Origin of the sequence: Halothiobacillus neapolitanus c2, assembly GCF_000024765.1 — a bacterium.
Lineage (GTDB): Bacteria > Pseudomonadota > Gammaproteobacteria > Halothiobacillales > Halothiobacillaceae > Halothiobacillus > Halothiobacillus neapolitanus.
This window is the reverse complement of sequence record NC_013422.1, coordinates 2,524,748-2,550,507: the sequence shown is the minus strand read 5'-3', so window position 1 is coordinate 2,550,507 and position 25,760 is coordinate 2,524,748. Positions and strand designations below refer to the sequence as shown.

The 25,760-nt window shown below is 58.3% G+C and carries 23 protein-coding genes; 19 read left to right on the top strand and 4 right to left on the bottom strand.

The annotated features are described in order from the left end of the window. Positions 1-5: 5 nt before the first annotated feature. On the bottom strand, positions 6-1,517 hold the full coding sequence (gene pdxR, locus HNEAP_RS11870; RefSeq protein WP_012825222.1) for a MocR-like pyridoxine biosynthesis transcription factor PdxR: 1,512 nt from the start codon (positions 1,515-1,517) through the stop codon (positions 6-8). Between the two features lie 248 nt (positions 1,518-1,765). Here pdxR and HNEAP_RS11865 point away from each other — a divergent pair, with 248 nt between their 5' ends. The 11 genes from HNEAP_RS11865 (at position 1,766) to glnT (ending at position 15,534) form a co-directional block, all read left to right on the top strand. After that, positions 1,766-2,533 (top strand): gamma-glutamyl-gamma-aminobutyrate hydrolase family protein, encoded by a 768-nt coding sequence (locus tag HNEAP_RS11865; RefSeq protein ID WP_012825221.1) that lies wholly within the window; start codon positions 1,766-1,768, stop codon positions 2,531-2,533. 25 nt (positions 2,534-2,558) lie between these two features. Next, positions 2,559-3,929, top strand: coding sequence for a glutamine synthetase family protein (locus HNEAP_RS11860; protein ID WP_012825220.1), 1,371 nt, complete (start codon positions 2,559-2,561; stop codon positions 3,927-3,929). Positions 3,930-3,969: 40 nt separating this feature from the next. Beyond that, the gene (locus tag HNEAP_RS11855) at positions 3,970-5,385 is read left to right on the top strand and encodes an aspartate aminotransferase family protein (RefSeq protein ID WP_012825219.1); all 1,416 of its coding nucleotides are present in this window, start codon (positions 3,970-3,972) and stop codon (positions 5,383-5,385) included. 144 nt (positions 5,386-5,529) lie between these two features. Further along, a complete protein-coding gene (locus HNEAP_RS11850; RefSeq protein WP_012825217.1) occupies positions 5,530-6,648 on the top strand; it encodes a polyamine ABC transporter substrate-binding protein in 1,119 nt (372 codons plus the stop codon). Between the two features lie 120 nt (positions 6,649-6,768). Further along, positions 6,769-7,881, top strand: a complete 1,113-nt coding sequence (locus tag HNEAP_RS11845) for an ABC transporter ATP-binding protein (RefSeq protein ID WP_012825216.1) — start codon at positions 6,769-6,771, stop codon at positions 7,879-7,881. 14 nt (positions 7,882-7,895) lie between these two features. Continuing rightward, positions 7,896-8,810: an ABC transporter permease subunit gene (locus HNEAP_RS11840; RefSeq protein WP_012825215.1), complete on the top strand. Its 915-nt coding sequence runs from the start codon at positions 7,896-7,898 to the stop codon at positions 8,808-8,810. After that, complete coding sequence (locus HNEAP_RS11835) at positions 8,807-9,640, top strand: ABC transporter permease (protein ID WP_012825214.1); 834 nt, start codon at positions 8,807-8,809, stop codon at positions 9,638-9,640. Before HNEAP_RS11840 ends, HNEAP_RS11835 begins: the two co-directional genes overlap by 4 nt. Positions 9,641-9,789: 149 nt before the next feature. Further along, positions 9,790-11,250: an NAD-dependent succinate-semialdehyde dehydrogenase gene (locus HNEAP_RS11830; RefSeq protein WP_012825213.1), complete on the top strand. Its 1,461-nt coding sequence runs from the start codon at positions 9,790-9,792 to the stop codon at positions 11,248-11,250. 89 nt (positions 11,251-11,339) lie between these two features. Beyond that, the gene (locus tag HNEAP_RS11825; protein ID WP_012825212.1) at positions 11,340-12,827 is read left to right on the top strand and encodes an aldehyde dehydrogenase; all 1,488 of its coding nucleotides are present in this window, start codon (positions 11,340-11,342) and stop codon (positions 12,825-12,827) included. Positions 12,828-12,850: 23 nt separating this feature from the next. Continuing rightward, positions 12,851-14,173 carry a 4-aminobutyrate--2-oxoglutarate transaminase gene (gene gabT / locus HNEAP_RS11820; protein ID WP_012825211.1) on the top strand — a complete coding sequence of 441 codons (1,323 nt, stop codon included), beginning with the start codon at positions 12,851-12,853 and terminating at the stop codon, positions 14,171-14,173. Between the two features lie 2 nt (positions 14,174-14,175). Then, the gene (gene glnT, locus HNEAP_RS11815; protein ID WP_012825210.1) at positions 14,176-15,534 is read left to right on the top strand and encodes a type III glutamate--ammonia ligase; all 1,359 of its coding nucleotides are present in this window, start codon (positions 14,176-14,178) and stop codon (positions 15,532-15,534) included. Positions 15,535-15,599: 65 nt separating this feature from the next. On the opposite strand, the gene HNEAP_RS11810 is transcribed toward glnT, so the two are convergent. From HNEAP_RS11810 to aptA, 3 genes are all read right to left on the bottom strand, one after another. Next, positions 15,600-16,121 carry an FUSC family protein gene (locus HNEAP_RS11810; RefSeq protein ID WP_012825209.1) on the bottom strand — a complete coding sequence of 174 codons (522 nt, stop codon included), beginning with the start codon at positions 16,119-16,121 and terminating at the stop codon, positions 15,600-15,602. A gap of 167 nt (positions 16,122-16,288) precedes the next feature. After that, positions 16,289-17,803 (bottom strand): CoA-acylating methylmalonate-semialdehyde dehydrogenase, encoded by a 1,515-nt coding sequence (locus HNEAP_RS11805; protein WP_012825208.1) that lies wholly within the window; start codon positions 17,801-17,803, stop codon positions 16,289-16,291. After that, positions 17,800-19,233, bottom strand: a complete 1,434-nt coding sequence (gene aptA / locus HNEAP_RS11800; RefSeq protein WP_012825207.1) for an omega-aminotransferase AptA — start codon at positions 19,231-19,233, stop codon at positions 17,800-17,802. The genes HNEAP_RS11805 and aptA overlap by 4 nt, the downstream gene beginning before the upstream one ends. A 165-nt stretch (positions 19,234-19,398) precedes the next feature. Between aptA and HNEAP_RS11795 the strand changes: the two genes are divergently transcribed. The 8 genes from HNEAP_RS11795 to zapE all read left to right on the top strand — a co-directional run bounded on the left by HNEAP_RS11795 (position 19,399) and on the right by zapE (position 25,521). Then, positions 19,399-19,953 carry a cupin domain-containing protein gene (locus tag HNEAP_RS11795; RefSeq protein ID WP_012825206.1) on the top strand — a complete coding sequence of 185 codons (555 nt, stop codon included), beginning with the start codon at positions 19,399-19,401 and terminating at the stop codon, positions 19,951-19,953. A 103-nt stretch (positions 19,954-20,056) separates the two neighbouring features. Then, positions 20,057-20,803, top strand: coding sequence for a GntR family transcriptional regulator (locus HNEAP_RS11790; RefSeq protein ID WP_012825205.1), 747 nt, complete (start codon positions 20,057-20,059; stop codon positions 20,801-20,803). Positions 20,804-20,902: 99 nt separating this feature from the next. Beyond that, entirely contained in the window at positions 20,903-21,277 is a 375-nt protein-coding gene (gene sdhC, locus HNEAP_RS11785; RefSeq protein WP_012825204.1) for a succinate dehydrogenase, cytochrome b556 subunit, read from the top strand. Continuing rightward, the gene (gene sdhD / locus HNEAP_RS11780; RefSeq protein ID WP_012825203.1) at positions 21,271-21,621 is read left to right on the top strand and encodes a succinate dehydrogenase, hydrophobic membrane anchor protein; all 351 of its coding nucleotides are present in this window, start codon (positions 21,271-21,273) and stop codon (positions 21,619-21,621) included. The genes sdhC and sdhD overlap by 7 nt, the downstream gene beginning before the upstream one ends. Beyond that, positions 21,618-23,405, top strand: coding sequence for a succinate dehydrogenase flavoprotein subunit (gene sdhA / locus HNEAP_RS11775; RefSeq protein ID WP_012825202.1), 1,788 nt, complete (start codon positions 21,618-21,620; stop codon positions 23,403-23,405). The genes sdhD and sdhA overlap by 4 nt, the downstream gene beginning before the upstream one ends. A 12-nt stretch (positions 23,406-23,417) precedes the next feature. Beyond that, positions 23,418-24,116, top strand: a complete 699-nt coding sequence (locus HNEAP_RS11770) for a succinate dehydrogenase iron-sulfur subunit (RefSeq protein ID WP_012825201.1) — start codon at positions 23,418-23,420, stop codon at positions 24,114-24,116. Continuing rightward, positions 24,113-24,361 (top strand): FAD assembly factor SdhE, encoded by a 249-nt coding sequence (locus tag HNEAP_RS11765; protein ID WP_012825200.1) that lies wholly within the window; start codon positions 24,113-24,115, stop codon positions 24,359-24,361. The genes HNEAP_RS11770 and HNEAP_RS11765 overlap by 4 nt, the downstream gene beginning before the upstream one ends. Positions 24,362-24,444: 83 nt before the next feature. Beyond that, the gene (gene zapE / locus HNEAP_RS11760; protein ID WP_012825199.1) at positions 24,445-25,521 is read left to right on the top strand and encodes a cell division protein ZapE; all 1,077 of its coding nucleotides are present in this window, start codon (positions 24,445-24,447) and stop codon (positions 25,519-25,521) included. The last annotated feature ends 239 nt before the right edge of the window (positions 25,522-25,760 follow it).

Here is a 25,760-nt window from a genome sequence, read left to right as displayed (position 1 = left end):
GTACATTAGTTGCTCAGGGCCGCCTGAATCACATCCGCAAGGATGCGGCCATAAGTCGTGATGCGGTCCGTGGACGCATAGGCATAGCCGATAATCAGCCCTTTTTCGCGCTTTTCTCCCACGCTGTAATGGGAAAGCGGGTAAACGCGCAGGCCTTGTTCTGCGGCCAATTCGGCAACTCGAACATCGTCACACGCCGCGGGGAGTTCCACCACCAGGTGCAGGCCGGAGCCGGCAGGCGGCAGGCGAGCGCCGACGTTGGTAACGGGTGCCAATGCCTTTTGCAGCAGGTAGCGCCGTTCCTTGTATATTTGCCGCAAGCGACGAATATGGGTTGAGAAATGACCTTCTTCGATAAAGTCGGCCAGCGCCGCCTGAATCACGACCTGACCGGGGCGTTGCAGTTCATACAGCCCGCGTTTGAAGCGTTCTGCCAGTTCGGGCGGCACCACGATGTAGCCCAGTTTGATGCCGGGATACATCACCTTGGAAAAGGTACCCATATACAGCACGCAGCCGCTCTGATCCATGCCTTGCAATGAGGACAGCGGACGCCCTTCGAAGCGGAATTCACTGTCGTAGTCATCCTCGAGAATCCATGCCCCACGGCTGGCAGCGTAATCCAGAAGCAGGCGGCGACGTCCATAACTCATGGCAACGCCCTTGGGGTATTGGTGGGATGGCGTGGTGTAGATCAGACGCGGTGGATTTCGAAAATCGGTGTTGCCTGGTGCCATTCCTTCATCATCTACAGGGACCGGGTGAAGTGACAGGCCGTTGACCTCAAGCACGCGTCGCGCGCCCCAGTAGCAGGGATTTTCTACCCATACGCGGTCCCCGTAATCGGTAAGCATGCGGGCACACAGGTCGATAGATTGCTGTGTGCCCGAGGTGATCAGCACCTGTTCCACCGTCAAATTGACGGTGCGGGACATGCGCAGATAGTTGGCAATGGCGTGCCGAAGCGGCAAATGGCCCCCGGCATGGCCGTAGTCCAGAAAGGCGGGCTGAGGATCGCGCCATTGGCGGTTGAGCAGGCGACGCCAGATCTGGGTCGGGAAAGCAGAGAAATCATCCTCACCTGGCGTAAAAGGTTGCACCTCATAACTGGGTTGATCCGATGGCCCGGCGACGATGGCACCTCGTTTGGACAGGCCCGACGTGTTCCTTCCCGACGTGTTCATTGGCGGCTCGGCATCTGTTGTTGCGCCGGACGCCCGCATTGGGACAAAGCTTTCCGGTAACGTGGCGGCAACGCGCGTACCACTACCGATCCGTGACACGACATAACCTTCTTCATGCAGTTGCTCGAATGCGGCCAGCAGGGTGTTTCGGGACAGACTGAGCTCTTCCGCCAGACTGCGTGTAGACGGCAATCGGGCGCCGGGCGTGAGATGCTGCGTGGCAATGGCGCGACGAATGGCTTCGTAGACACGTCGATGTGACGGCATCCGTGGTGGAAATCGCCCTTGTTTGAGCTCGGTGAGCAACCATTCCGAAATGGTTAAAGATTCCACGGCCCGTCTCCTCGTTTAAAGTGGTTCTACGCAGAACAAGCAAATGGCTCTTGTTGGTTTGCCTTTCTGGTATAAGAATAAACCCATTATAGGTGTTTATGTGAAAATTATTTGAAAAATAAATACATATGTTTCTGATTTATATATTTATTTTTCGAATTTAGTCTTTTGGTTTGCTTTGGTGCACACAGGGTGCCATTAGACGCTTAGAATGGCCGGTCAGTACCAATTAAGAGGGTGTCGGATAAATGATTTACCGCAGTAAGCCGGTCGTTCTGATGGCCGCAGATATGAGACAGATCGACGGTCAAACGTTTCATGCCGTCGGTCATAAATACGTTGCGGCGGTTGCCGAGGCGGCGCAAGCGGTGCCGCTGGCGATCCCCGCTCTGGGTTCGAACAGTGAACTTGAAGCCTTGATTGCATTGGCCGATGGCATCCTGTTGCCGGGCGCGATATCCAATGTGCACCCATCCCATTTTGGCGAAGATGTGCTGAATCCATCCCTGCCGCTTGATCCAGCGCGTGACAGCACGACCCTGCGATTAATCGATGCCGCCGTGACGTCGGGTGTTCCCTTGTTGGGAATTTGTCGCGGGTTTCAGGAAATCAACGTGGCATTTGGCGGTAGCCTGCATCAGGCCGTGCATGACACCGAAGGGTTTGCCGACCACCGGGAAGTCGATAGCCCGGTGGCCCAAGAGCAGTACGGCCCTCGGCATCTCGTGTCTACCGTGCCCGGCGGTCTGCTGGCCGAGATTACGGGGCGCAGCGAGTTCATGGTCAATTCGCTCCACGGTCAGGGTATTGCGCGGCTTGGCTCGGGGCTGGTCGCCGAGGCCTATGCACCCGACGGCCTGATCGAGGCGATCCGTATTTCCGATGCGAAAGCATTCGCGCTGGCGGTACAGTGGCACCCGGAGTGGGATGTGCTGAACAACCCGCCTTATTTGTCGATATTTCGCGTTTTTGGCGCAGCTTGTCGTGAGCGCGCTGCCTCACGCTCGGCCAAGTGATAAAACGGATTAAACGGAGAACGATATGATTGAGCGTAAAGACTTTTCTCACAAGGATATGGACCAGTGGCTGGCCGCGCACAATGTCACGGAAATCGAGTGTCTTGTTCCCGATCTCACCGGCGTGGCGCGCGGCAAGATCCTGCCGCGGGAAAAGTTTACAGCCGAGCGCGCCATGCGTCTCCCCGAAGCGGTTTTGGGTGTGACGGTGACCGGTGAATCACCCGAAAACCGGCCGGCTTACGACAATGTATTCGGCTTTACCGACAAGGATATGGTGCTGGTTCCCGACCCCGGCACGGTTCGTTTGGTGCCCTGGGCGGTTGATCCCACGGCTCAGGTGATCATGGATTGCCTGTTCCACGATGGCACCCCGGTGGACTTTGCGCCACGCAACGTGCTGCGCAAGGTGACCGAGTTGTACAAAAGCATGGGCTGGTCGCCGATCGTGGCCCCCGAGTTGGAGTTCTACCTGTTGGCGCGAAATACCGATCCCAACCAACCGCTGGTGCCGCCGATCGGCCGCAGTGGCCGCGCGGAAACCAGTCGTCAGCTGTACAGCATCGATGCGGTGAATGAATTCGATCCGCTGTTCGAGGAAATCTACGAGTACTGCGACATCATGGGGCTGGAACTCGATACGCTGATTCACGAATTCGGTGCCGGTCAGATGGAAATCAATTTCCTGCACGACGACCCCATGGTTCTTGCCGACAAGGTGTTCTTCTTCAAGCGCACGCTGCGTGAAGCGGCACTGCGTCACAACATGTATGCCACCTTCATGGCCAAGCCGATGGCCAACGAGCCCGGCTCGGCCATGCATATCCATCAGAGCGTCCTCGATACCGGTACCGGCCAGAATATTTTCAGCAATCCGGATGGCAGTGAATCGCCATTGTTCCAGCAGTACATCGCCGGTCTGCAAAAATACCTGCCCGCCGCCATGGCCCTGCTGGCGCCTTATGTGAACTCGTATCGACGCATCGTGCGCGGTGGTGCCGCACCCATCAACATCGAGTGGGGTTACGACAACCGCACCGTCGGCATCCGCGTGCCGCATTCCGGGCCGGAAGCACGCCGGGTCGAAAACCGGGTCGTGGGTGCCGATGCCAATCCTTATTTGGCTATGGCGGTCACGCTTGCCTGTGGTTATCTCGGCATAGTCGAGAAATTACAGCCAAGCGCCGTGACAACCGGCAGTGCTTATGACTCGAACTATCAATTGCCCAGAGAGCTCTCGGAAGCTCTGCGCCAATTGGATGCATCCAAGCCGCTGCGTGAAGTGCTGGGTGACAACTTTATTGATGTTTATGTGGCGGTTAAAGAAACCGAGCATGAGGAATTCATGCGTGTCATCAGCCCGTGGGAACGCGAGCATCTGTTGATGCACGTTTAATTTGAACTTGATTAAACAGAGTCAAAACGAGGAGAACACCATGTCGGCACCAACCCGTGCAAAGACCGATGAAATTCAAGCACTGGATTCGGCACATTACATGCATCCTTTTACGAACCATAAATCACTGGCGAATAAAGGGGCGAGGGTGATCACCCGTGGCGAAGGCGTGTATGTCTGGGATTCCGAGGGCAATAAAATTTTCGATGGCATGTCCGGATTGTGGTGTGTCAACGTGGGTTACGGTCGCAAGGAACTCGTAGATGCCGCCGCGCAACAGATGCAGGTGCTGCCGTATTACAACAGTTTTTTCCAGACGACCAACGAGCCTGCGACAAAATTGGCCGAGCGTATTGTGAGCTTAGCCGGGGACCGTTTCTCCCATGTGTTTTTCAGCTCTTCCGGATCGGAATCGAATGACACAAATGTGCGCATGGTGCGCCATTATTGGGCAACGCTCGGTCATCCGGAGCGCAGTATCATCATCAGCCGGAAAAACGCTTACCACGGCTCGACGGTGTGCGGTTCCTCGCTCGGCGGCATGACGGGCATGCATGCGCAGGGTGGCTTGCCGGTGCCGGGCATCGAGCACATCGAGCAGCCTTACCACTTCGATCTGGCGCCGGATCAAGACAAGGATGCTTTCGGTATCGAAGCGGCAGGTTGGCTGGAGCAGAAGATTCTCGAAGTCGGCCCGGAAAAGGTCGCAGCGTTCATCGGCGAGCCGGTGCAGGGAGCCGGTGGTGTGATCATCCCACCGAAAACCTATTGGCCCGAGATTCAGCGGATCTGCGACAAGTACGGGATTCTGCTGATCTGTGATGAGGTCATCTGCGGCTTCGGGCGGCTGGGTGCGTGGTTCAGTTCGGAGATGATGGGCGCGAAACCGGATCTGATTACCTTTGCCAAGGGCGTGACTTCTGGGTATATACCGCTCGGTGGCGTCGTGGTCGGCAAGCGGGTGGCCGAGGTGCTTATCGAGAAAGGCGGCGAGTTCAACCACGGCTATACCTATTCCGGGCACCCCGTCGCCTGTGCTGTGGCACTGGCCAATTTGGATATTATTGAACGCGAAGGGCTGGTGGAGCGGGTTCATGAGGTAACCGGTCCTTACCTTGCCGAGCGGTTTGCCGAATTGTCCGACCACCCGTTGGTCGCGGCGCCCGAGACATTCGGCATGGTTGGCGGATTCGTGTTGATGAAGGACAAGGCCGAAAAGCAGCCCTTTGATGCATCGCTGGAAGTGGGCATGATTTGTCGCGATCACTGCTTTGCCAATGGACTGATCATGCGTGCGGTGGGCGATCGGATGATCATCGCGCCACCTTTGGTATGCACCAAGTCGGACATTGACGAACTGATAAATCGGGTGCGCATCTGTCTGGATGCGACCCTCAAGGACATACAGTCGCGAGGCTGGATGGATGCAGCGCACTCAGCGGAAGTGACTGCATGAGCGGCAACGCTCGTAAACGGTTTACAGAGGGTGTGTTCGAAGCGACCACCCATTGTGACCCTAGGTTGGATGTACTCGATTTTGACGCACGTGTGTGGGATGTATTTTTTCGAACTTGCCAATGACCCTGAAGGAGAACTTAGTATGAAACCTGTGTTCAAGAAACAATTGCTTGGCGGCATGATCGCCGTCGCGTTTACCGCCGGGCTGGTCCCTGCGGCAGGCGCTGCAGAGGAAAAGGTCCTCAACATCTACAACTGGTCGGATTACATTGCACCGGACACCATCAAGAACTTTGAAAAGGAAACCGGCATCAAGGTCAATTACGACAACTACGACAGCAACGAAACGCTCCACGCGAAACTTGTTGCCGGTCATACCGGTTATGACATCGTTGTGCCCTCAGCCAACTGGGCCGAGCTGCAAATAAAAGGCGGTCTGTTCCAGAAAATCGACAAGAGTAAAGTTCCGAACCTGGTCCACCTCAACCCGGCCATTCAGAAACAGCTGGCGGTGGTCGATCCGGGCAACCAGTACCTCGTCAACTGGCTGTGGGGTTACACCACGGTGGGTATCAATGTCGACAAGGTGAAGGCAGCACTTGGCGATACGCCGATGCCCAAAAGCGCATGGGATCTGATTTTCGATCCGAAATACGCCAGCAAGCTGAAATCATGCGGTATTTCCGTTCTGGATTCGGCCTATGAAGTGCTGCCAGCCGCGCTGCATTCAATGAATTTGCCGCCGTTTACCAATAAAAAAGCCGATTACGAGGCCGCGTACAAAAAAATTGAGAAGGTTCGTCCGTACATCAAGGAGTTCTCTTCCTCAAGCTACATTGACGACCTGGCAAACGGCTCCCTATGCGTTTCCCTCGGCTGGTCCGGCGACATGAGCCAGTCCGCGCAGCGTGCGATCGACAGCAAGAACGGGCAGAAAATCGAGGTCCTGATTCCCGAAAATGGCGGCCTTGCATTCTTCGATAGCATGGCGATTCCAAAAGATGCGCCGCATCCCGAGAATGCACTCAAGTGGATGAACTATATCCTGCAACCGAAGGTTGACGCATCTTTGACCAACGAAGTGCTGTACGCGAATCCCAACAAGGATTCCCTGCCGTTTGTGACGCCGGACGTGGCCAACAATAAGTCCGTGTTCCTCTCCGATGCGGATTTGGCGAAACTGGTGACACCCAAGGCTGTCGACAGCGACACCCGTCGTCTGATGACGCGTCTGTACACCAAGTTCAAGACAGGCTCTTAATACCCCATCACTCCGTCCGTATTTAATGGACGGAGTGCTTTTCTACCCAAGCAGCACCCTTCGGCGGCCCGTTCGTTTTGCTGGTTGGGTAGAAAAGTTGAACCCCACGAGGAGATAGTTATGGCATCGGTAACGGCCACGACAGATCAGGATGTCTTATTGAAAATTGATGGCGTCAGCAAGGTCTTCGACGGTGTCGTAAAGGCGGTTGATAATGTTTCTCTGACGGTGCCCAAAGGCAAGATTTTTGCCCTTGTCGGCAGTTCGGGCTGCGGCAAATCAACCTTGCTCAGGATGCTGGCCGGGTTCGAAACACCGACGAGCGGCCGAATTTATCTCTCCGGACAAGACATTACCGACCTATCCCCATATGAACGGCCGGTCAACATGATGTTTCAGTCCTATGCGCTTTTCCCCCATCTGAGCGTTTGGGACAACGTGGCATTCGGCCTGCGGCGCGATGGACTCAAGGGCGCGGAGCTCAACGAGCGCGTCAATGCCATGCTCAATCTCGTTCAGCTGTCCAAGTACGGTAAGCGCAAACCCCATCAATTGTCTGGCGGCCAGCAACAGCGGGTCGCCCTGGCGCGCAGTCTGGCCAAGCGGCCCACCCTCCTGCTGCTTGACGAACCACTCGGTGCGCTTGACAAGAAGCTGCGGGAAACCACGCAGTTCGAATTGGTCAACATTATCGAACAGGTAGGGGTTACCTGTGTTCTGGTGACGCATGATCAGGAAGAAGCGATGACCATGGCCTGCAGCATCGCGGTCATGGATGAGGGAACACTGCTTCAGGTGGGCACACCGGACGAGATTTACGAAACCCCCAACAGCCGATTCGTGGCAGGCTTTATTGGCAATGTGAATATCTTCGAGGGCAAGGTCGACGAAGACGAGCCCGATCACGTCACCGTGCGCTGCCCGGAGTGTACGCACTATGTGGGCCATGGCATATCCGGGACATCGGGCATGGACGTCGCCGGCGCCCTTCGCCCGGAGAAAATCCAGCTCTCCAAGGAAAAGCCAGAGGCCAAATACAACTGGTGTGAAGGCGAGGTGGTCGAAATGGCTTATTTCGGTGCGCACACAACGTATCACCTCAAGTTGGCCAGTGGCATGATCCTAAAGGCCCAAGAAATAAACATTACCCGGGATTTGAGTTGTGGCCTGACTTGGGGTGATCGTGCATATGCCCAGTGGGACAATCTGGCCATGGTTGTACTGACGGAATAAAGAGGGCCGTAAACATGAGACTCAAATCCATCGTTCCCTGGCTTCAGGGTGTTTTCACCACCCGCAATCTGGTGATCGGCATCCCGATGATCTGGCTGTTCGCCCTGGCGGCCGCCCCCCTCCTGCTTGTTCTGGATATCAGTCTGGCTCACATGGACGTCACCTCGGTGTCCAGCCTGTGGCAGTGGGCCGATGACGAACTGACGCTGAAGTTCAATTTCGGCAACTACCTGTACCTTGGTCAGGACTCGCTTTATTTCGATACGTATTTCTCTTCGTTGAAATTCGCGGCGATAACCACCTTGTACTGTCTGATCGTGGGTTATCCGTTCGCGTATTTCATCTCGCGTGCCCCGGCGCATCTGCGTACTGTGCTGCTGATGCTGGTCATGTTGCCGTTCTGGACATCGTTTCTGCTGCGCATTTATGCATGGAAAGCCCTGCTGGCGGACAACGGCATCGTCAATAACGGATTGATGGGGCTGGGTGTGATTGCCTCCCCGATCCACATGATGCACACCTCGTTTTCACTCACCATCGGTATGGTGTACGCCTATCTGCCGTTCATGGTGTTGCCGCTGTACGCAACGCTGGTGAAACTGGACGGGCGCATGCTCGAAGCGGCGGCCGATCTCGGGGCCAGTCCATTCAAGACCTTCTGGCTGGTCACCGTACCGCTGACCAAGCGCGGCATCATCGCCGGTTCGCTTTTGGTGTTCATCCCGGCGTTCGGTGAATACGTGATTCCCGAGTTGCTCGGCGGTGCGCGCACACTCATGATTGCCCGCGTCCTGTGGGATGAGTTCTTCAGCAACAACGATTGGCCCATGGCCTCTGCCGTCACCATCGTGATGATCCTGCTCATTCTCGTGCCCATGGCCTTGTTCAATCGTTACAACGATGAAACCAGACTGGGAGAGAAATCATGAAGAACCTGTTTGGTCGATCGTGGCTGATCGCCGTATTCATCTTTCTGTATATCCCGATCGTCACGCTGGTGGTGTACTCGTTCAACGATTCACGGCTGAGCACGGTCTGGACCGGCTTCACCTTCAAATGGTATGTGGATGCATCGCACGACCGTGAGTTGATCGACGGCTTGATCATCTCGCTCAAGCTGGCATTCATGAGCGCCACCCTGTCGGTGATCTTCGGCACGTTCACGGCCTTTGTGCTGGTGCGGTACGGTCGCTTCAAGGGGCGTGGGCTTTTATCCTCTATGGCCAACGCGCCGCTGGTCATGCCGGATGTCATCGTGGGTATTTCGCTGCTGCTCATGCTGGTGGCCCTGCAGAAGTGGTTGGGCTTTCCCGAGCGCGGCATTGGTACGATTCTGTTGGGGCATGCTCTGATCGGTACCTCGTTTGCGACCGTGGTGATCATTTCAAGGCTACGCGAAATCGATCTTCGGCTCGAAGAAGCAGCGATGGACCTTGGTTGCAAGCCCTTTCAGGTGTTCTGGCTGGTTACCCTGCCCCTGATCGCGTCTGCGCTGGTTTCGGCCTTCCTGCTCACGTTTACCCTATCGTTCGATGACGTGGTGATCGCAGCCTTCCTGTCCGGGCCGGGTTCGACCACCCTGCCGCTCGTCATCTTCTCGCGGGCACGTTTGGGGCTCGATCCCTCCATCAATGCCGTCGCCACCGTCATTATCGTGGTCGTCAGCATCGGCGTCATTGCCTCCAGCCTGTATCAACTGCGGGCGGAACGTCGACGACAACGTGAAGTTGCCGATGCGTATGCGCAAGGAAAGGGTTAAGGGAAAGGGTCCAGGAAAAGAGTCCAGGAAAAGGGCTAATCGGGTCGAGATTGAATGTCGACTAGTTAGGCTGATGGGCGTCGCTCTAATCAAATCAAACCCCACAGTCGAGCCGGGCGGCTAGGCTGTCTACCAAATCTGGAGAATTTATGTCTATCCAACTCAAATATCCGGCACTGCTTAAACAAGGCGTTGCCTGGTTGGCGGGTGCTTGGGTCGGCGCCGACTCTGGTGCCACCCTGACGGTGACGAACCCGGCCACGGCGCAACCGATTGCCGAAGTGCCCTTGATGGGAAGGGTCGAAACAGAGCGCGCCATTGCCGCCGCCGCCGAACCCCAAAAGGCATGGCGCAGCTTGACGGCCAAGGATCGCGCCGCACGGTTGAAGGCATGGTTCGCGCTGATCATGCAGCATCAAGACGATCTGGCGCGGATTCTGACCGCAGAACAAGGCAAGCCGCTGGCCGAAGCGCGCGGTGAAATCGCGTACGGCGCCAGCTTTATCGAATGGTTCGCCGAAGAAGCCAAACGCGTGTACGGCGAGGTGATCCCGGCACCGCAGGGTGACCGCCGATTGCTGGTATTAAAGCAACCGATCGGCGTCACCGCCGCCATTACGCCCTGGAACTTCCCGACCGCGATGATTACCCGCAAAGTCGGCCCGGCGCTGGCGGCCGGTTGCGCCATGATCGTCAAGCCCGCCGAGCAAACCCCGTTGTCCGCCTTGGCGCTGGCCGTGCTGGCCGAAGAAGCGGGCATTCCCGGCGGCGTGTTCCAGGTCATTACCGGCGATCCGCGGGAAATCGGCGGCGCCATCTGCGACAGCCCGGTGGTGACCAAATTGTCCTTTACCGGCTCGACCGAAGTGGGTCGCATCCTGATGCGTCAGAGTGCGGACACCATCAAGAAGCTGTCGCTGGAGTTGGGTGGCAACGCACCGTTCATCGTGTTCGACGACGCGGATCTGGATGCGGCCGTGGACGGCGCCATTGCCAGCAAATACCGCAATGCGGGTCAGACCTGTGTCTGTGCCAACCGGTTATTTGTGCAGGACGGCGTATTCGATGCCTTCGCGCAGAAACTGGCCGATCGTGTGGCCAAACTGGAGGTCGGCGATGGGTTTACCGACGGCATTACACAAGGCCCGTTGATCGACGAAGCGGCGCTATCCAAGGTGGAAAGCCACGTTGGCGATGCGATTGCCAAGGGTGCCCGTCTGGTCTCGGGCGGCAAGCGCCATGCGTTGGGCGGCACATTCTACGAGCCGACCGTGCTCGCGGATGTGAGCCCGGATGCCCTGATGTTCCGCGAAGAAACCTTCGGCCCGGTCGCGCCGCTATTCCGCTTCAAGACCGACGAGGAAGTGATCGAGCTGGCCAACCGGACTGAATTCGGCCTGGCCTCGTACTTTTATAGTCGAGATATCGGGCGCATCTGGCGGGTGGCGGAAGCGCTTGAATACGGCATGGTCGGCGTCAACACCGGCATCATCTCGAATGAAGTGGCGCCCTTCGGTGGGGTCAAGCAGTCGGGTCTGGGGCGTGAAGGTTCCCATCACGGCATCGACGAGTATCTGGAGATCAAATACGTCGCCATGGCCGGGCTGTAAGCACGCTTGGTGAGAGACAGGGCCGCGCCATCGTTCGGCCAACACAGCAAAAAGCACAGTAAAAAAGCACGGTAAACAGGGGTGATGAAATGAACACGATTGATTGGCATGCCCGGGCGGCGGCGCTCACAATTGACGGTCGCGCCTGGATCAACGGCCAACGCGTCGATGCCGCCGATGGCAACACGTTCGAATGTCTGTCGCCGGTGGATGGTCGCAAACTGGCGGAGGTGGCGCGCTGCAAGGCGGCGGATGTCGACCAGGCTGTCGTCGCGGCGCGCGGCGCGTTCGAAGACCGGCGCTGGGCCGGTCTGTCGCCGCGGGAGCGCAAGACGATCCTGATCCGTTTTGCCGATCTGGTGTTGGCAAACCGCGAAGAACTGGCGCTGCTGGAAACGCTGGATATGGGCAAACCCATCTCGGCCAGCATGAGCACCGATGTGCCCGCTACGGCGAATACCCTGCGCTGGTACGGCGAAGCGATCGACAAGGTCTACGACGAGATCGCGCCGACCAACGACCGCACCCTGGCGCTGATTACCCGCGAACCCATAGGCGTGGTCGCGGCCATCGTGCCGTGGAATTATCCCATGCTGATGGCTTCTTGGAAGATTGCACCGGCGCTGGCCGCCGGGAACAGCGTCATCCTCAAGCCTTCGGAAAAATCGCCATTGACCGCGCTGCGTCTGGGCGAACTCGCTTTGGAAGCGGGTATTCCGGCGGGTGTGTTGAATGTGGTGCCGGGCTTTGGCCCGGAGGCCGGTTCGCCGCTGGCTCTTCACAGGGATATCGACTGCATCGCCTTCACCGGTTCGACCGCGGTGGGCAAGAAAATCCAGGTCATGGCGGGCGAGAGCAATCTCAAGCGCGCGTGGTGCGAGCTGGGGGGCAAGTCGCCCAACATCGTCTTCGCCGACTGTCCCGATCTGGACCGTGCCGTGGCTGCTGCTGCCGGTTCGATCTTCTACAACCAGGGCGAAAGCTGCAACGCGCCGTCGCGCCTGCTGGTCGAGCGCTCCATCCGCGATGAATTCGTCGAGAAACTCAAGCAGTACTCGCCCAAGCACATGCCGGGCGACCCGCTCGATCCCAACACGACGATGGGTGCGCTGGTCGACCAGATGCAGATGGATAACGTGCTCAAATACATCGAAGCGGGCAAAAGCCAAGGCGCGACCTTGTGCTGTGGTGGCGAGCGCGTCCGCACGGAAACCGGCGGTTTCTATGTGTCGCCGACCATTTTCGACGGCGTGACCAACGAAATGATCATCGCCAGCGAAGAAATCTTCGGCCCCGTGCTGTCGATCATCACCTTCGACTCGCAGGAAGAAGCGATCCGAATCGCCAACGACACCAGCTACGGCCTGGCCGCCGCCGTCTGGACGCGGGATATTTCACGGGCGCATCTTGTGGCCCGTGCCCTGCGCGCCGGGACCGTGCACGTCAACTGCTACGACGAAGACGACATCACCGTGCCGTTCGGCGGATTCAAGCAATCCGGCAACGGTCGCGACAAGTCGCTGCACGCGCTCGAAAAATACACCGAACTCAAAACCACGTGGATCAGCCTCGCCTGATACGGCGAGCAAGGAACAGCGACATGACCGCCCATGCAATGACAAAAAGCGCCCAAACAACCGCGCCAAACGATCAATCCATGAACGCCGATCTGCAGGCGCGTCGGCTGGCAGCCACCCCGCGCGGCGTCGGCGTGATGGCCGGTTTCTACATCGATCGTGCGCAAAACGCCGAAGTGTGGGATGTTGAAGGTAATCGATACATCGATTTCGCTGGCGGTATCGCTGTGCTCAATACCGGCCATCGTCATCCGGCGCTGGTTGCGGCCATCGAGGAACAACTCAAGCGCTTCACCCACACCTGCTATCAGGTTCTGCCCTATGAAAGCTATGTGCGCCTGGCCGAACGCATCAATGCACTCGTGCCCGGTCATTACGCCAAAAAGACCGCGTTCTTTTCCAGTGGCGCCGAAGCGGTGGAAAACGCCGTCAAGATCGCCCGTTCCAGCACGGGCCGTCCGGGCATTATCGCGTTCTCGGGTGGCTTTCATGGCCGCACGATGATGGGCTGTGCCCTGACCGGCAAGGTGGTGCCCTACAAGGTCGGTTTCGGGCCGTTCCCCTCAGAGGTCTATCACCTGCCGTTCCCGATGGAACTGCATGGCGTCACCGTCGAGGATTCGCTGCACGCGCTGGAAACTTTGTTCAAGGCCGAGATCGAACCAAGCCGCGTGGCGGCCATCATCATCGAGCCGGTTCAAGGCGAGGGCGGTTTTTATGTTGCGCCACCCCAGTTGTTGCACGGTTTGCGTAAGGTCTGCGACGAGCACGGCATTTTGCTGATTTTCGACGAAGTGCAGACCGGTTTCGGGCGTACCGGCAAGTTGTTCGCCACCGAATACTACGACGTTCTGCCGGACATCGTGACCATGGCCAAGAGTATGGCCGGCGGCATGACGCTGTCTGCCGTGTGCGGTCGGGCCGAGGTGATGGATGCACCCGCGCCGGGCGGACTGGGTGGCACCTACGCCGGTAATCCGCTGGCGATTGCCGCTGCGCTCGCCGTGATCGACGTCATGGAGAAGGAACAATTGGTCGAACGCTCCAACTTTCTGGGCGAAAAATTGATGGCGCGTCTGAACGCGGCACAGGCCGCCGTGCCAGCATTGAAAGAAGTGCGCGGACTGGGTTCGATGGTTGCGGCCGAGTTTTGCGATCCGGCCACCGGCGCACCCTCGCCCGATGCAGTCAAACGCGTTCAGCAAGCGGCGCTGGAAGAAGGCCTGATTCTGCTCACCTGCGGCGTTTATGCCAATGTAATCCGCTTCCTCTACCCGCTGACCACCGAAGATACGGTATTCGATGAGGCACTGGATATTCTCGACCGGGCGCTGGCCAAGGCGTAATCATGAGTACCTCAGAACGGGACAAGGCGGAGATTGCCGCGGCCAAACAGCGCTTGGCGGCGGCGGGTGTGCATACGGTCATCGCGCAGTTTGTGGATATTCATGGCGCGGTGAAGGGCACCTACATCCCGCTCGCCCATCTCGACGACATCGTTTCTCCGGGAGCGGGTTTCGGCTCGCCTTCCATCAATGGAACCGGGTTGCCGCGGCATGGCCCTCGGGCCGAGTTTTATGGCCAAGGCGATCTGACCACGTTGCAGGCGATGCCCTGGATGCCGGGTTACGCCCGCATCGCCTGCGACGGGGTGGTGCTAGACGAGCCATACGGCCGGTGTTCACGCTATCTGCTCAAACGGCAAATGGCGCGTTTGGCCGGGCGGGGCTGGACGCTCAACGTTGGCATCGAACCCGAGTTCTGCCTGTTCCATCAAGATTCGGCGGGCCGACCGATTCCGGCCGATGCGGCGGATATGCTGGACAAACCTTCCTACGATTTCAAGGCCATGGCGCGCGTCAGCGATGTGTTGCGCCGACTGGAACAAGGGCTGGACGCCTGCGGTTTCGACGTATTCCAGATCGATCACGAGGATGCCAGCGGGCAGTACGAACTCAACTACCATTACAGCGATGCGCTGACGGCGGCTGACCGTTTCGTTCTGTTCAAGATGGCGGCGCATCACATCGCCGAGGACGCGGGCTTAATCTTTACGATGATGCCCAAGCCCTTTGCCGACCGCCCCGGTAACGGGCTGCACATGCATTTGTCGTTGCGGGACAACGAGGGTCGGGCGGTCATGGCCGACGCGTCGGATTCGCACGGTCTTTCCGACATCGGTCGGCAGTGTGTGGCGGGTTTGCTGGCGCACTGCCCGGCGTTGACCGCCTTCCACGCGCCCACCGTGAACTCGTACAAGCGGCTGGTGGTGGGGCGTTCGCTGTCCGGCACGAGCTGGGCGCCGGCGCACATTGCCTGGGGCGACAACAATCGCACCACCGTGGTGCGAACGACCGGCGGGCGGCTTGAATTCCGCCTGACCGATGGCAGTTGCAACATCTATTTGGCGCTGGCTTCGGCCATTGCCGCCATGCTCGATGGCGTGGCGCGAGGCATGACGCCGCCTGCGTCGGTTGATGAAGACATGTACGAATGGCCAGAGTCTCGCTTTACCGAGCGCGGGGTGGCGACCTTGCCGCAAACCCTCGGACAGGCGCTGGACGCACTGGCTGCGGACACGGTATTGGGTTCGGCTGTGGGCGATGACCTCGTGGCCGGGTTTATCGAAACCATGCGCAGTGAGTGGATCGACTATTGCCGGTCGGTTAGCGACTGGGAATACCGGCGTTATCTGACGTGGCCGTAACGGTTACGAAAGGGTCAGTGCGCTCGATTTATCTGTCAGTCCAGTATCTGTTAGTCCAACATCTTCTAGTCTTGGGCGCTCGGTAGCGGCGCACTGGGCATATCCTTCGGCCCCGGCCACAGCAGCGCCGCAAACACGGCAATTGTTGCGCCGATGAACGACTCGCTGAACCGCAAGGCCGCATTACCGATCGGATTCAATGATGGGTCGATGCTGGTGATGACCATGATCACGACCACCGTGATTGCGGCCAGACGGGCGTGATCGGGAATCCGTGCGACATGGCACAGGAGCACGGTCACGAAGATGGATGCGGCCATGCCGAACGGGCTAAACGGCAGGAAGGAAAGGTAAATGGCGCTGATGATCGCGCCGATGAGCGAGCCGAATATCCGCAGCGACGCCGACGACCAGGTATCGCGCCGTGTTGCCTGCAACACCACGATACCCGACACCGCAGACCAAAGCGCGCCCATGCTTGCCGAGGGTGCATGAAAGAGTTCGGTAAAATAAAAACCAGCCAGATAGGACGCGACAGACACCAGGGTGGTTTGAGCCGCAATCCGGCCGGAGTCTAAAGCAGTCATGAGCAGATACCTCAGTGCTGAGCGGAAAAGGTCTGATCCCGCATGATGTGGGCAACGGCTCAGCGCGTCACATCATATCGCCGCTGGGACGTTTCGATAAGCAGGCATGCCCAAAAAACCGCCGCCCACCCAAGATAGTGCTCGGGATGGACGGCAGGCATTCTTGCTTACTTCATCGTCGGTAGGACAAATTCTGCGGCAAGCGGTGCTCCCGCAGGCCAGCGCGTCGTTGTGGTCTTGATGCGGGTGTAGAACCGGACACCTTCCGGGCCATAGATGTGGTGATCGCCGAACAGCGAGCGTTTCCAGCCGCCGAAGCTGTGGAAGGCAATCGGCACCGGGATCGGTACGTTAATGCCCACCATGCCCGCCTGCACGCGGCGGGAAAACTCGCGCGCCACACCGCCGTCGCGGGTGAAGATGGCCGTGCCGTTGCCGTACTCGTGGTCATTGACCAGTTTCAGTGCGGTTTCGAAATCGCTGACGTGCATGACGGACAGCACGGGGCCGAAAATTTCTTCCTTGTAGATGGTCATGTCCGGCGTGACCTGATCGAACAGGCAAGGGCCGATGAAGAACCCGTTATCAAAGCCCGGCAGTTTGAAGTCGCGACCATCCACCACAAGCTTGGCGCCTTCCTGCACGCCACAATCCACATAAGATTTGACCTTCGCATAATGCTGCGGCGTAACGAGCGGACCCATATCGGCGTTTTCATCCAGCCCCTGGCCGACGCGAATGCTGCGCGCTTTGTTTGCGAGTTTGTCCACCAGCGCTTCGCCGACACCGCCCACGGCAACCGCCACCGTGATGGCCATGCAGCGTTCCCCCGCAGAACCGAAACCCGCACCGATCAGCGCATCGGCAACCTGATCGAGATCCGCATCGGGCATGACCACGAGGTGATTCTTCGCGCCACCCAGAGCCTGCACCCGTTTGCCGTTCGCCGTGCCCGTGGTGTAGATATATTCCGCGATGGGCGTTGAGCCGACAAAGCTGATCGCCTGCACCCGCTTGTCGGTCAGCAGGGTATCCACCGCCAGTTTGTCGCCCTGAACCACGTTGAACACACCGCTCGGCAACCCTGCCTGCGCGAGCAGGTCGGCCAGCATCAGGCTGGCGCTCGGATCGCGCTCCGACGGCTTGAGGACGAAGGTATTGCCGGTCGCCAGCGCCATCGGGATCATCCACAGTGGCACCATGACCGGAAAGTTGAACGGCGTGATGCCCGCCACGACGCCGAGCGGTTGGCGCAGGCTGTGGGTATCGATGCCGGTACCCACCTGATCGCTGAACTCGCCCTTGAGCAGGTGCGGCATGCCGCAGGCGAACTCGACCACTTCGAGACCACGGGTAATTTCGCCGTGCGCATCGCTGAGGGTCTTGCCGTGTTCCAGCGTGATGGCGCGCGCCAGTGCCGCGCTGTTTTTCTCAAGCAATTCCCGGAACGTAAACATGATCCGTGCACGCTTGAGCGGCGAGGTGGCCGACCACGCCGGGAAGGCTTCGGCCGCCGCCGCGATGGCTTGCTGAACTTCCGATTCCGTGGCGAAGCAAACCTGTGCCTGAACCGCGCCGGTAGCGGGATTGAACACATCGGCTTTTTGCTCGCCGTTGCCCGCGATGTGCTGACCATTAATGTAGTGGCCGATCATCGGCAGGGTGTGTTCCGGCGAGGTCATGCGGTGTGCTCCAAAATGAGGTGTTGTTGATGAATTTCTTGTTGATGCGCGACCCATTGCTGCTCGTTTTTGAGGTGGCGGGTCGGGTCCAGTCCGGCTTCACCCTCTGCGGCCAATGTGGTGAGCGCTTCGCCGATGGTGCTGAAAATACGGTCGATTTCGTCTTTCTCGATGGTGAGGGGCGGCGAAATGGCGAGGATGTCGCCGGTGTAGCGCACCAGCACACCCATCTCGTAGCACTTGAGGTAGGTCGCGAAGGCGGCCGCGCCGGGTTTGCCCGGAATTGATTCCAGTTCAATGCCCGCCACGAGCCCGAGGTTGCGGATATCCTTGACGAACGGCAGGCCTTTGAGGCTGTGTGCTACCTGCTCGAAGTGTGTACTCAGGCCAGCGGCACGGTCTTCGAGTTTTTCGGTGGCGAAGATATCCAGTGTGGCAAGCGCCGCGGCGCAAGCGACCGGGTGTGCGCTGTAGGTGTAACCGTGCGGCAGCTCGATGCCACCGGCCGGGCTGTTGGCCATAAAGGCGTCGTAAATATCACGTTTGACGGCGACGGCACCCATCGGCACGGCGCCGTTGGTCAGTGCCTTGGCGCAGGTGATGATGTCCGGCACCACGCCGAAATAATCCGAGGCGAACTTGGTGCCGAGGCGGCCGAAACCGGTGATGACCTCGTCAAAAATCAGCAGGATGCCGTGCTTGTCGCAAATCTCGCGCAGGCGCTTGAGGTAGCCCACCGGCGGGAGCAGCACACCCGCGGAGCCTTGCATCGGTTCCACGATCAGCGCGGCGATGGTGGCCGGATCGTGCAGGGTGGTGATGCGTTGTTCGAATTCATTGGCCAGTGCGATGCCACCATCTTGCGGCAGGCCGCGCGTAAAGGCATTGCGTCCGATGTCCAGCGTATGACGGATGTGATCGACGCCGGCCAGACCATTGCCGAATGCCTTGCGGTTGCCCGCGATGCCGCCCACGGCGATGCCGCCGAAGTTGACGCCGTGATAACCGCGCTCGCGGCCGACCAGTTTGTTGCGCAGCGGGTTGCCTGTCACGCGGTGATACGCCAGTGCGATTTTCAGTGCGGTGTCGGCAGACTCCGAACCGGAACCCGTGAAGAAAATGCGATCCAGACCGGGCGGCATGTATTGGGCCAGGCGTTCGGCGGCTTCGAAAGCGAGCGGATGGCTGTTCTGGAAGGCCGGTGCGTAGTCCAATGTGCGCAATTGGTTTGCCACGCTCACAGCAATTTCCTCGCGGCCATGCCCGGCAGCGACACACCACAACCCGGCGGTGCCATCCAGCAGCCTGCGGTCGTCAATGGTGGTGTAGTAGTTGCCTTTTGCAGCCTGGAACAGGCGCGGCATGCTTTTGAACTGGCGGTTTGCGGTGAAGGGCAACCAGTAATGATCGAGATTGGGCAGGTCGGACACGGTTGATTCCTCGGTTGAAGATGAGGCGAGTGTCGGGGTGTTCATTATCTGCCGTCAAGACTGTATTTTTATCTATTTAACTGGCTGATTTTATTGCTCTGTTATGGTGTATTGTTATTGAATTATTAACACTCATAACAGCCTCATCACACGGCGGGGAAACTTATGGAACAAGACGTCGGTTTTCGGCTTCGATTGGTGCGATTGCGGCATCAATTGTCGCAGCGCGCATTGGCCAAAAGAACAGGGGTGGCGCACGCCACCATTTCACTGATCGAGTCGGGGCGGACCAGCCCGTCAGTGAGTGCACTCAAGCGGATTCTGGCGGGGATTCCGATGACGTTGGGCGAGTTTTTCTCCGATGAGTTGCCGCCTGCGGAAAGCGAAATTTTCTACCGTGCCGGAGAGCTGACCGAGATCAGTGGCGGGGAAGGCATCTCTTATCGCCAGATCGGTTCGGCCCGGGCGGGTCATGCGCTGCAAATTCTGTTCGAGCATTACGACGTGGGCGCGGATACCGGCTTGAACATGCTGCATCACGAAGGCGAGGAAGGCGGGGTCATTCTCTCCGGTCAACTGGAGGTGACGGTGGGCGAGGCGACGCGCGTGCTCAAATCGGGCGATGCCTATTATTTCAACAGTCGACAACCACACCGCTTCCGCAATGTCGGCAAGGAGCCCTGCACGCTCGTCAGCTCGTGCAGCCCGCCTTCGTTCTGAGTGTTCGGCGGTTCTTGCGACGCTACTTGCCTTTTCGCGTCATCTTATGTCTTATATAAGACAACATAGACTTGTTTGAATACTGTGATGTATTATTTTTGCCATGATGATGAAGCAGCAGACCCCCAGTTTTTTGCCGTTGTATGAACAGATCAAGCGGTTGATCACACGGAGCCTTTCTGAAGGTGAGTGGACGCCCGGCGCCATGATTCCCAGCGAAATGGCGTTGGCCCGCCGGTATGAAGTCAGTCAGGGCACGGTGCGCAAGGCGATTAACGAGCTGGTGGCCGAGAACATGCTGGTTCGACGTCAGGGAAGGGGCACTTTCGTGGCGACCCATGCCGATGACGGCACGACGTATCGATTTTTGCATCTGCGCAATCTGGCCGGTGAACAAACCTATCCGCAGAGCGATTTTATTGGTTTTGGTCGAGGCAAAGCCGATGCGGTACTGGCCAGACGGCTGGGCGTTCGCAGCGGCAGCGCGCTGGTACAGATTCAGCGGGTGTTGAGTTTGTCGGGCAAGGCGGTGGTGTATGACGACATCCGCCTGCCCGCATCTCTGCTGAAAGGCATTTCCAGCGCCATGGTCGAAGAGCACGTGAACGCGCACAAGGGTACGCTGTATTCGCTCTATGAAACGCAGTACCAGATTCGCATTATTTCGGCGGAAGAACGCATTCGTGCCGCGCTCGCCGATGGACGGGTGGCTGGACTGCTGGACGTGGCCGTGGGCGCGCCTTTGCTGTGCATCGAGCGGGTGGCGTTCACCTACAAGAACCAGCCGGTGGAATGGCGCATCAGTTATGTGAATACCGAGCACCACTATTACTTCGACGAGTTGAATTAAGACGCTTATGTACCAGCCGATGCCCCATGCCGCTCATTTTCCAGATCGCCAGAAGACGGCCTGCTCCGGGCTTTTGATCATGCGGAAGGGAGGATAATCGTGGCAGGCAGTCGACCGGTTTCCCTCAATTTGCTCAAGATCAAGCTGCCCTTGCCGGGCATCGTTTCGATCATGCACCGCATCAGCGGGGCGTTTTTGTTCCTGCTGCTGCCGGTACTGCTGTATGTTTTCCAGTTGTCGCTCGGTTCGGCCGAAGGCTTCGCCGAGGTGCAATCCTGGTTTCACTCGCCCGTGGCGAAACTCGCATTGCTGGTCGTCGTCTGGGCCTATCTGCACCATTTCTGCATGGGGTTGCGTTATCTGGCGCTGGACTTGGATATCGGTGTCCATCTGGCGCAGGCGCGATTCACCGCAAAGTTGGTGCTCGTCGTCAGCATCGCGCTCACGCTGCTGATCGGGGTGCTGATATGGTGAACCGCGTTCCCAGCGGCGCGCGCTACGGCATCAAGGATTGGCTGGTGCAGCGGCTCACGGCCGTCGTTATGGTCATTTATACCCTGTTCATCACCGGGTATCTGTTGTGGCATCCCGTATCGAATTTCGCCGACTGGCAAATGATGTTCCATAGCCTGCCCGTTCGCCTGTTCAGCCTGATTTTTCTATTGAGCTTGTTTGTTCACGCTTGGTTGGGCATGCGGGATATTTTCATGGATTACATTCATCCCACGTTGATCCGGCTCGGCCTGCACGCACTCGTGATTCTGGCGCTGGTGGCCTATACCGCGTGGGCCGTGCAGATTTTATGGAGCCCTGCATGAACACAACCATGACCTTGGGTAGGACGATGGAAAAGAAAACATTCGATGCGGTAATCATCGGTGGCGGCGGCGCGGGCCTGCGCGCGGCCTTGCAGCTTGCCGAATCGGGGATCAAGGTAGCCGTGGTCTCCAAAGTGTATCCCACCCGCTCGCATACGGTTTCGGCCCAGGGCGGCATTGCCGCCAGTCTCGGCAATGTGAGTGCGGATAACTGGCACTGGCACATGTACGACACGGTCAAGGGTTCGGATTATCTGGGCGATCAGGACGCTATCGAATTCATGTGTCGTAACGCAAACGAAGCGGTGATTGAGCTGGAGCATTACGGCATGCCGTTCGACCGCCTAGATAACGGCAAGATCTATCAGCGCCCGTTCGGTGGCATGACTCAAGAGTACGGTGGCGCACCTGCTGTGCGAACCTGCTCGGTGGCCGATCGCACCGGGCATGCCATGCTCCATACGTTGTATCAGCGCAATATCGCCGCCCGTACCCATTTTTTTGAAGAATACTTCGCAATTGATCTCGTTATGGACGAACAGGGTCACGCCTTGGGCGTGGTGGCTTTGGGCATCGAATCCGGAGAACCAGTGTTCATCGAGGCGCGCGCCACCCTGCTCGCGACCGGCGGTGCGGGACGGATTTTCTCGGCCACCACCAATGCCTTGATCAATACGGGCGATGGCCTCGGGATGGCACTGCGCGCAGGCATCCCGCTGGAAGACATGGAGTTCTGGCAATTTCACCCCACCGGGATTCATGGTGCGGGCGTGCTGGTGACCGAAGGGGTGCGCGGCGAAGGCGGTTATCTGGTGAACAAGCACGGCGAGCGCTTTATGGAGCGTTACGCGCCCAATGCCAAGGATCTGGCCAGCCGGGATGTTGTTTCCCGCGCCATGGCGGTAGAGATTTTCGAAGGTCGAGGCTGCGGCGAACAGGGCGACCACGTGCTGCTCAAGCTCGACCACCTCGGACCTGATGTCATTCATCAGCGTCTGCCGGGAATCAGTGAGCTGGCGAAAAAATTCGCCCATGTCGATCCGGCCAAAGATCCGATTCCCGTCGTACCCACCGTGCATTACATGATGGGCGGCATTCCGACCGACCTGCATGGTCGCGTGGTGAAGCCAGCGGCTGACGGCACGCAGGCTGCGGTTCCCGGCCTCTACGCCATCGGCGAATGCGCCTGCGTATCGGTGCATGGTGCCAATCGTCTGGGCAGTAATTCCCTGCTGGATCTGATCGTGTTCGGTCGGGCCGCCGGTAACGATGTGATTGCGTACTGCCGTGAAAACCCATCGGCACGTGCTGTTCCGTCGGCTTCCTTGGAACGCATCTCGGCGCGGATGGCGCGTTGGGAGCGAAAGGGCGAAGGCCCCACCGTGGCGCAGTTGCGCGAAGAAATGCGCACGACGATGCAGCAGCATTGCGGCGTGTTCCGAACAGAAGCCGTCTTGCAGGATGGTGTCCGAAAAATGCAGGAAATTGCCGCAAAATTGCCCGATGTGGTGCTGCGCGATCACAGCAAGGTATTCAACACGGGGCGCATTGAGGCGCTGGAGCTTGAAAACCTGATGGCGGTAGCGCTGGCCACGATGATCTCGGCGGCCGCGCGCAAGGAGAGCCGCGGCGCGCATGCCCGCGACGATTTCCCCGAACGCAACGACGCCGAATGGATGAAGCACTCGCTCTATTTCGCCGCCGACCAACGTCTCGATTACAAGCCGGTACGCCAGCAGCCACTGACCGTGGATGCCTTCCAACCTAAGCCACGCGTTTACTAGCAGGATTCCGTCATGCGCTTTTCCATCTACCGCTACAACCCCGACACCGACGCTAAGCCCTACATGCAGGACTACGAGCTGGATATCGAGCCGGAAGGCAATATGCTGCTCGACGCCATCTTGATGATCAAGGAACAGGATGAGACGCTCAGCGTGCGCTGTTCCTGTCGCGAGGGCGTGTGTGGCTCGGATGGCATGAATATCAACGGCAAAAATGGTCTGGCGTGCGTTACACCCTTAAGCGAACTGAAGCAGCCGATCACGCTGCGTCCGCTGTCCGGTTTGCCGGTCATCCGCGATCTGGTTGTGGATATGAGCCAGTTCCTCGACCACTACCGATCCGTCAAACCCTACCTCATCAATAAGGACGAGCCCGGTCAGGATACCGAGCGCCTGCAATCGCCAGAAGACCGAGCCAAGCTCGATGGCCTGTACGAGTGCATTCTGTGCGCCTGTTGCACCACCGCCTGCCCCTCGTTCTGGTGGAACCCGGATAAGTTCGTCGGCCCGGCCGGGTTGCTGCAAGCGTATCGGTTCATCGCCGATAGCCGCGATCAGGCACTCACTGAACGCTTGGACGATCTGGAAGACCCCTACCGATTGTTCCGCTGCCACAGCATCATGAACTGCGTGGATGTTTGCCCGAAAGAACTCAACCCCACGCAGGCGATCGGCAAGATCAAATCATTGCTGGTGAAGCGGACGGTATGACCGCTCTGATTGCAGAGGAGGACATCAGTCGCATCCGTTGGCACTGCCGCCGCGGCATGCTCGAACTCGATATGGTGCTGGCCCGTTTTCTGGAAGAACACATTGATCGGCTCGCTACGCCACAATGGCAGGAATTCGAGCGGCTCGTCGCTCTGGAAGATCAGGTGCTGTGGCAGCGCATCACCGCCACTGCTGTAACGGATTCGACCGTCGAGCGATTGTTACGCGGCTGTATTGTCTCTTAAGAGAGGAACGGGACAATGCACTCACCCGCACCATGCTGCGCTTCGATTTTCCGTGAGTCGTCTGCCGCAAACGGAGGCCGCTCATGTCGAGCGATCAACTGACTTCGTGCATGCAGGCCGAGGCGCAAACGCGTGGTTTCTCGCTGGATGCTGCGCAATTGAACGCCTGTTCCGTTCTGCAAACCGCGTATGAACAGTGCGTAAAACGATCATCTCCATTACCTGCCGTGCCGTTGTTGCGTCGATTGCTGGGAAGCGTCCCCGCAGTCACGCCCGTCAAAGGGGTTTATCTGCACGGCGGTGTCGGGCGCGGCAAGAGCTTTGTGATGAACGCATTCTTCTCCTGCGTGCCGCTGGCACAGAAGCAGCGGATACATTTCCATCGCTTTATGGCGGATGTCCACGCACGGCTTACTGAACTAAAAGGGTGCGAGAACCCTTTGCTGCGGATCGCTCGGGACATCGCGCGCGGTGTCCGGTTGTTGTGTCTGGACGAATTCCACATAGCCGACATCACCGATGCCATGCTGATTCGGGGGCTGATGCAAGGGCTGTTCGATCACGGCGTCGTAGTGGTTATCACATCCAATACGTCCCCGGATGATCTCTACCGCAACGGCCTGCAACGCGCGCAGTTTCTTCCCACCATCGCGTTGCTCAAGCAGAGTATGGCGATGGTGCCATTCGATAGCGACGTGGACTACCGTCTCGCCTTCGACCCGCAATCTGCCGATATCTCGGCCCTACCCGAAGCGTTCACGGCGATGGCAGAAGGCCATGTTGATCAGAAGATATCGCTTGAAATAGTAGGGCGTGCCATTACCGCAAGATGCCTGGTCGATGGTGCTGTCTGGTTCGATTTCCACGAATTGTGTACCGGCGCGCGCGGCAAGGCCGACTACATCGAACTGGCCAATCGGTTTCACACGATCTGTCTTTCCGGCGTGCCTCGGTTCGATCAGCATTCGCTTGCCCAGGCACGCCGCTTTATGTGGTTGGTTGACGAGTTTTACGATCGCGGCGTTCAGTTGATCTTCCCCGATGCCGCATCCACAGCGCATTTTGACCATGCCGACTTGCTTGATGGCGAATTCAAGCGCGTGTTGAGTCGTCTGGCGGAAATGCAATCTCGTACCTACGTCAGCAGATCGACAAACTGACTGACCGTTATCAGCACAGTACAACGGTTTGAACCCAGTGCTTGCGAATTCTTGGTTCTCGTTCGGGTGTTCATTTGTGTTGTTTTCGATGCATGCGGGCGCCTTTAAAAACCGTTCGAGGTTCCCGTATTTGTAAAAACCACGATGCGCGTGGCGTGGATTGTCGTTTTAAGGCCACAGCGGTTGCACTATTTTAAAGCCCAAGCACTGCGGCTGCCGCACTAATTAAGTGCATAAGC